Raw genomic sequence first — 6233 nt, 5'->3', positions numbered from 1 at the left:
AGATCTGGTTGGTGGCGCCGTTTTCCGGGTCCTGGTCGGCCAGCTTCATGAACGTCGTGTCCACAGCGGACTTCAGGTGCAGCAGGGCGATGTCGCCGTTGGGCGAGGCCTTCTGCTCGTCGACCGCGGCCTCGGTGCCCTGGCCCAGCGCGACGTCGCCGACCTTGACGTGCATGCCGCCCTTGTTCAGGCAGTGCTGCGCGGTGAGCACCCACTGCGAGGCGATGATCGTGCCGGAGCATTCGAAGCCGCCGTAGTCGGTGACGTCGTCCCAGAACACCTGGGCTCCCCACGGGGCCGACTTCACGGTGTCGCCGCCGATGATGTGCGTGTCGGCACTCGCCGGGACCGCCGCCCCGACTCCGAACGCCATCGCCGCCCCGGCGACTACGGCCGCCGCTTTCGCGTAACGCATGGAAAATCCCTCCGCCTCGGTGGTGATTTCCCGACCGTAGGCGGCAGGTGGAAATCCGGTAACCTACGGAAGTCGGTCTTCGATCCACGTTTCGCGGAGCGTGCCGTCCGGGTCAAGTCGCTGGTGGAGGGTCTCGGCTTGCTCCGGCCGGGTGAGTGCGGCGACGGCTGCTTCCTGCTGAAGGCGCAGTGCGTGCACGGCGACGCGGAGTTCGCGGATCCGGCCGCGCGTGCGGAGCCGGGCTCGCCACGGGCGCCAGAGGACGGCGAGCAGGAGTCCGGTGGTTTCGGCGCGGTAGGCCTGGGCGGCTTGGGTCAGCTGGTCGGTGTCGGCGAGCCCGCCGAGCCGGCGGTTGACGGCTGTTGCCACCGCGCTTTCCAGGACGCGTTCGTGCGCACCGGCGGCGAAATCGGCGACGCGGCGGGGGATTCCGGCGACCAGCACCGCGGTGAGCAGTTCGGAGAGGGCTTCGCGGAGGGCGCGGTGGGCGTCTGTTCCGTCTTCGAGGACGGCGACGATCCCGAGTGCGTCAGCGAGGGTTTTCCGGCTGGTCAAGGTGTTCGGGGGCAAACCGATCCGGATTTCGCGCACACCGCCGGAGATCGCGCGGGTCGCTTCGAGCCGCCGGTAGACCTCGGCGCGGAGCTGGCGGCGTTCCTGGATCTTCGTGAAGTAGTTCGTCAGTGCGGCTCCGACGACGCCTCCGCCGGTGGTGTAGGCCAGTTCGACCAGGCCGGGCATCAGGGCTCCTTCGCTCGTGGACTGCCTATGCTGTCAGCAGCGGGGATACCAGGGAGCGGGATGCACACGGTGACTTTCGGCGCGGCGCGCGGGGATCGGCTGGTGATCGCTGTGCACGGGCGGGCGCATCCCGGCGCGGACGATTTCTGGGACGGGAACTGGCTGGTCAGCCCGATCGAGATCGTCTCGGGCGGATTCACCGCGCGGCTGGCCGCTGGGCTGCGGGCCAACGAACTGCGGGAGTTCCGGCGGGAACTGGCGGCCTGCGCCGAGTCCGGCGGCAGCGCGCGGCTGACGTCGCTGGAGGATTGGCTGGACCTGACCGTGACTGTCGCGGACGGACGGGTCGAGGCGGAGGGCGTCGCGGTCGCCGAGCATTCGAGCGGGAACCGGTTGTCGTTCCGCCTCGAAGGGATCGAGTACGCGCGGCTGGCCGAGGCGGTGGCTGGGCTGAGCGCGATCGAGGCCAGTTATCCGGTGCTGGGGCTTCCGTAGGTCGTGAGGGGAACCCTCACGACCTACGGAAGCGATCAGCCCGCGAGTTTGGAGGAATCGGGAGCCGCGGTCACGGGGACCGGCGTGGTTTCGCACGGCGGGGAAAGGCGGCCGGAATGACTGTGCCGGAGCCTCGGCGGCCCGCCGGTTTCGGGGATTTCCGCCGGATCTCGGACATGTTCGCCTGGCCCGCACGCCGGAAGTCGCTTCCCGGGGAACGGCCGGACATCCAGTGGCGGTCGATCAAGGTCATGGCGGAGTGGAGCGCCCGCCCGGTGTGGTTCTTCAACCCGTACACGCACGACGTGAGCACCCCTGCCGACCCCGCGTCGCCGGAGCTGGGGCTGGGCGCGGAACCGGCCCGCGATCTGGCGGCGTGGCAGGACGAATGGGACGTCACCCGCACCACGGACGGCCCGGCGTCCTGCGCATTCCCCTCGGAGGAAGCCGGGCGCCGGTTCGACGAGCGGGGCCGGGAACTCACGCGCCGGGTTCGGCGTGAAGTGCCCGTGGACTGGGGACGTTTCCTGCTTGAGCCACCTGACCAACCGAGAGGTCTTCCTCGACTGAGCCGTTCAGTCCTCCACCGGCTTGGTCCACGCCACCTGCACCAGCTCCGTACCGTGCCGGCGCGACACCAGCGTGCCACGGCCAGCAGGCTGCGGCGAAGGCTTCACATCGCCCAGCAGCGCGCCCTCTTCCTTGCCGCCGGACATGACCAGGCCCGGTGAGCCCAGTTCCCGGACTCGCTGGATCACCGCCTCGTACAGGCCCCGTCCGGCGCCGCCGGAGGAGCGGGCCAGGATCAGGTGGAGGCCGATGTCCCTTGCCTGCGGCAGGAATTCCAGCAACGGCAGCACCGGGTTCCGGCCCGCGGTCGCGACCAGTTCGTAGTCGTCGATGACCACGTACAGGTCCGGTCCCCGCCACCAGGAGCGGTTGCGCAGCTGGTCGGGCGTGACGTCCGGGCCGGGGAGGCGGTTGCGCATCGCGGTCGCGCATTGGTGCACCAGGTCGGTCAACGTGTTCTCGGCGCCGGCGTAGCCGAGCAGATGCGGGTGGTCCACCACGCCCAGCAGGCCGCGGCGGTAGTCGCCGACCAGGATCAACGCCTCGTCGGGGGTGTTCGCCTGGCAGATGCCGGTGACGAGGGCGCGCAGCAGGGAGCTCTTGCCCGATTCGACGTCGCCGAAGGCCAGGAAGTGCGGGTCGGTCCGGAAATCCAGGTGAACGGGGCGCAGGGTGGATTCGGCCAGGCCCAGGGTGATCCGGCCGTGCGGGGCGGCGGGGAGCGAGTCCAGCGGGACTTCCGGCGGGAGGAGGCGGACCTGGGGCGCGCGCGGGCCGGTCCAGGCCGCCGAGACTCGGCGGACCAGGTCCAGGCCGCCCGCGCCGACGGTTTCCGGGCGTTGATCGGAGTCGATGCGCGGGAGAGCCGCGAGGAAGTGCAGTTTGTCCGCGGTGAGGCCGCGGCCGGGGCGGTCGGCGGGGACGTTTTGCGCCACCTTGCGGTCGATCGACGAGTCCGCCGGGTCGCCCAGACGCAGTTCGAAGCGGGTGCTGATGGCGTCGCGGAGTTGGGCGCGGGCACCGATCCACTGGTTGAGCGAGACCAGGACGTGGATGCCGAAGCCGAGACCGCGTTGGGCTAGTGCGGTGATCTGTTCTTCGAGGCGTTCGTATTCGGACCGGATGGTGGTCCAGTTGTCCACGAACAGGAACACGTCGCCGAACTCGCGGTCGTCGTTGCTTTCGGTGAATTCGCCGCGGCGGCCGCGGAAGGCAGCCATCGATTCGATTCCGTGCGCGGCGAAGAATTCTTCCCGCTGTTCCAGCAAGGTGACCAGTTCGGCGACGACCCGGCGGCAGCGTTGCGGGTCGCGGCGGGTGGCGTAGCCCGAGACGTGCGGGAGTCCGGCGATCGGGGCCAGCGCGCCGCCGCCCATGTCCAGGATGAAGAACTGCACCTCGGCGGGGGTGTGGGTGAGCGCGAGCATCGCCGCGATGTCCTTCATCAATGTCGACTTGCCGCTTTGCGGTGCGCCGACGATGACCGCGTTGCCCGCCGCGCCGGAGAAATCCGCCCACAGCATGTCGCGGCGTTGTTCGAAAGGCTTGTCCACCAACGCGACCGGGATGGTCAGCTTGCCGTTGCCGCCCCAGCCGAGCGGGCACAACCCGCGGTGGGGGTCTTCGCCGATGGGCGGCAGCAGCTGGTCCAAAGCGGGCGGTTCGGCCAGCGGCGGCAGCCAGATCTGGTGCGCGGCCGGGCCGCGTCCCTCCAACCGGGACAGCATCGCGCCGATGATGGTCTCGCCGGTGCCCTTCGCGGGGGTCTCGGCGGCGGGCTGTTCGGCGACGGGGACTTCAACCGGGCCCAGGGTGAAGGGCAGCACGCCGAGTTGTCGTCCGTCCGAGCGCACGATGCGGCTGCGCGGCGGGAGTTCGCCGGAGACGTAAGCGGCTTTGAGCCGGATCAGGGTGTCGTTGTCGGACTTCAGGTAAGCCGAACCGGGCACCGGCGGCAGCTGGTAGGCGTCGGCGACACCCAGCACCGCGCGGCTTTCCGCGGCGGAGAACGTTCGCAGGCCGATCCGGTACGACAGGTGCGAGTCGAGCCCGCGCAACCGGCCCTCCTCAAGGCGCTGCGACGCCAGAAGCAGGTGAATCCCCAGCGAACGGCCGAGCCGTCCGATCGCGACGAACAGGTCGATGAACTCCGGTCGCGAGGACAGCAGTTCGGAGAACTCGTCGATGATCACCAGCAGCGACGGCAACGGCTGCAGCGGCGTGCCGTCCGCGCGCGCCTTCTCGTAATCGCGCACCGACGCGTAATTCCCGGCTGCGTGCAGAAGTTCCTGCCGCCGCAGCAGTTCGCCGTTCAACGCGTCCGCCATGCGGTCGACGAGCGCGAGGTCGTCGGACAGGTTCGTGATCACCGCGCAGGTGTGCGGCAGGTTGGTCATGCCCGCGAACGTCGCGCCGCCCTTGAAGTCGATCAGCGCGAGGTTCAGCTTCTCCGACGAATGCGTGACGGCCAGCGCGGTGACCAGCGTGCGCAGCAGTTCGCTCTTGCCGGACCCGGTCGCGCCGATCACCAGCCCGTGCGGACCCATGCCGCCCTCGGCGGATTCCTTGAGGTCCAGCTCGACCGGGCGGCCGTCGGGGTTCACGCCCAACGGGATCCGCAGCCGGTCGCGCGCCGGGCGCGGGGCCCAGGTGACGGTCGTGTCGGTGTCGCGCGGGTCGCCGATGNCGCCGATGCCGAGCAGCCCGGCCAGCCCGAACGTCGAGGACATCGGCTGTTCGCTGACCACCGCGCCGCCTTGGTGCAGCGGCGTCAGCATCCGGGCCAGCGCTTCGGCCGCGCCGTGGTCGAGCCGGTCCGGCATGCCGAGGAAGCCGAGCCGCGCTTCGGTGCCGTCGAGCACCACCATGCCGAGCTGATCCGGTGCGACGTGCAGGCTCAGCAACCGGTCGGTCGACGTCGCGCGCGGCTGGTCGCCGCCGATCTCCAGCACCGTGACGCCCAGCCTGCCTTCCTCGGCCAGCAGCCGCGGTTCGCCGTGGGAGTCGCCGCCGTCGACGACGAGCACGATGTGCGGCAGGTCCGCGGCCTCGCCACGACGCGAGAACGCCGGACGGTCGCCGAGATCAGGGCCGAGCAGCTTCGCGAGTTCCGCGGCGCCGCCGGCGAACAGCCGCCGCGGGCCGGTCGCGTCGGAGAGCACCGGCGCGGTGGCGTGCGGCAGCCACTTCGCCCATTCCCAGTCGTGCGAACGGTCCGGGGCGACGCAGAACGCCACGCGCAGGTCGGCCGGGGAGTGGAACGTCACCAGCTGCGCCAGCACCGCGCGGGTCATCCCGAGCACCTCGAACCGGCGGCCGGACAGCGTCGCGGCCGCGTAGGAACGCAGCGAGATCGAAACCGGCAGGCCCTCGACGGTCGAGAAGGTCTGGATGAAGTGCTTGAGGTTGGTGGAGGAAACCGGGTCCAGCTCTTCCAGCGGCGCGATCTGCGGCGCGCGCAACGGCGTCGCGAGCGGCTGCGGGCCGGTGGCCGCGCGCACCATCGCGAACGACCGGTCGCCGCGGCGGCGGTCCCAGTGCTGGTCGGTTTCGACGTAGGCCCACAGATCCGCCGGATCCGGCTGCTGCGCGATCAGCGTGGCGCGCTGGGAGTCGGCGACCGCGCGCACACGCGTGCGCAGACCGGCGAGATACCGCTGGTAGTCGCGGCGCTCCTCGTTGATCTGCGCCTTCTTCGCCATGCCGCCGCGGCCGAGCGACATCACGATCATGCCGCCCATCGCGGTGACGAACAGCGCGCCGAAGATCCAGGTCATCACCCCGCCGTCGCGTCCGATGTAGACGAACGACATCGCGCCCATGCCGAGCATCATCGGCAGGAACATCATGAGCTGCAGCACGCCGCCGGAGCCGCTCTTGGGCAGCATCGGCGGGGACTGCAGCATGATCTCCCCGGGCTGCTCGCCGAGCAGGCCGAGGCGGTCGCGGGCGGAACTCATGCCCCGTATTTTGGCCGTCTGCTGTCCGGTCGCGGTGGGTACTTTTGCCGTCC

General features: G+C 70.4%; 4 protein-coding genes. 1 reads left to right on the top strand and 3 read right to left on the bottom strand.

What is annotated here, in order from left to right; translation table 11 throughout:
* Positions 1-415: trypsin-like serine protease (locus tag A4R44_RS50090; RefSeq protein ID WP_369805849.1), on the bottom strand; the 415-nt coding region annotated here is incomplete at its 3' end.
* A gap of 63 nt (positions 416-478) precedes the next feature.
* Entirely contained in the window at positions 479-1156 is a 678-nt protein-coding gene (locus A4R44_RS08485; protein ID WP_067577908.1) for a hypothetical protein, read from the bottom strand.
* Positions 1157-1216: 60 nt separating this feature from the next.
* Here A4R44_RS08485 and A4R44_RS08480 point away from each other — a divergent pair, with 60 nt between their 5' ends.
* Positions 1217-1651: a hypothetical protein gene (locus A4R44_RS08480; RefSeq protein WP_067577906.1), complete on the top strand. Its 435-nt coding sequence runs from the start codon at positions 1217-1219 to the stop codon at positions 1649-1651.
* A gap of 575 nt (positions 1652-2226) precedes the next feature.
* On the opposite strand, the gene eccCa is transcribed toward A4R44_RS08480, so the two are convergent.
* The gene (gene eccCa / locus A4R44_RS08475) at positions 2227-6180 is read right to left on the bottom strand and encodes a type VII secretion protein EccCa (protein WP_067577904.1); all 3954 of its coding nucleotides are present in this window, start codon (positions 6178-6180) and stop codon (positions 2227-2229) included.
* Between the last annotated feature and the right edge of the window lie 53 nt (positions 6181-6233).

Source organism: Amycolatopsis sp. M39 (assembly GCF_001651785.1).
GTDB classification, from domain to species: Bacteria; Actinomycetota; Actinomycetes; order Mycobacteriales; family Pseudonocardiaceae; genus Amycolatopsis; species Amycolatopsis rubida.
The sequence above is the reverse complement of the archived record's forward strand: the minus strand, read 5'-3'. Positions and strand labels throughout refer to the sequence as shown.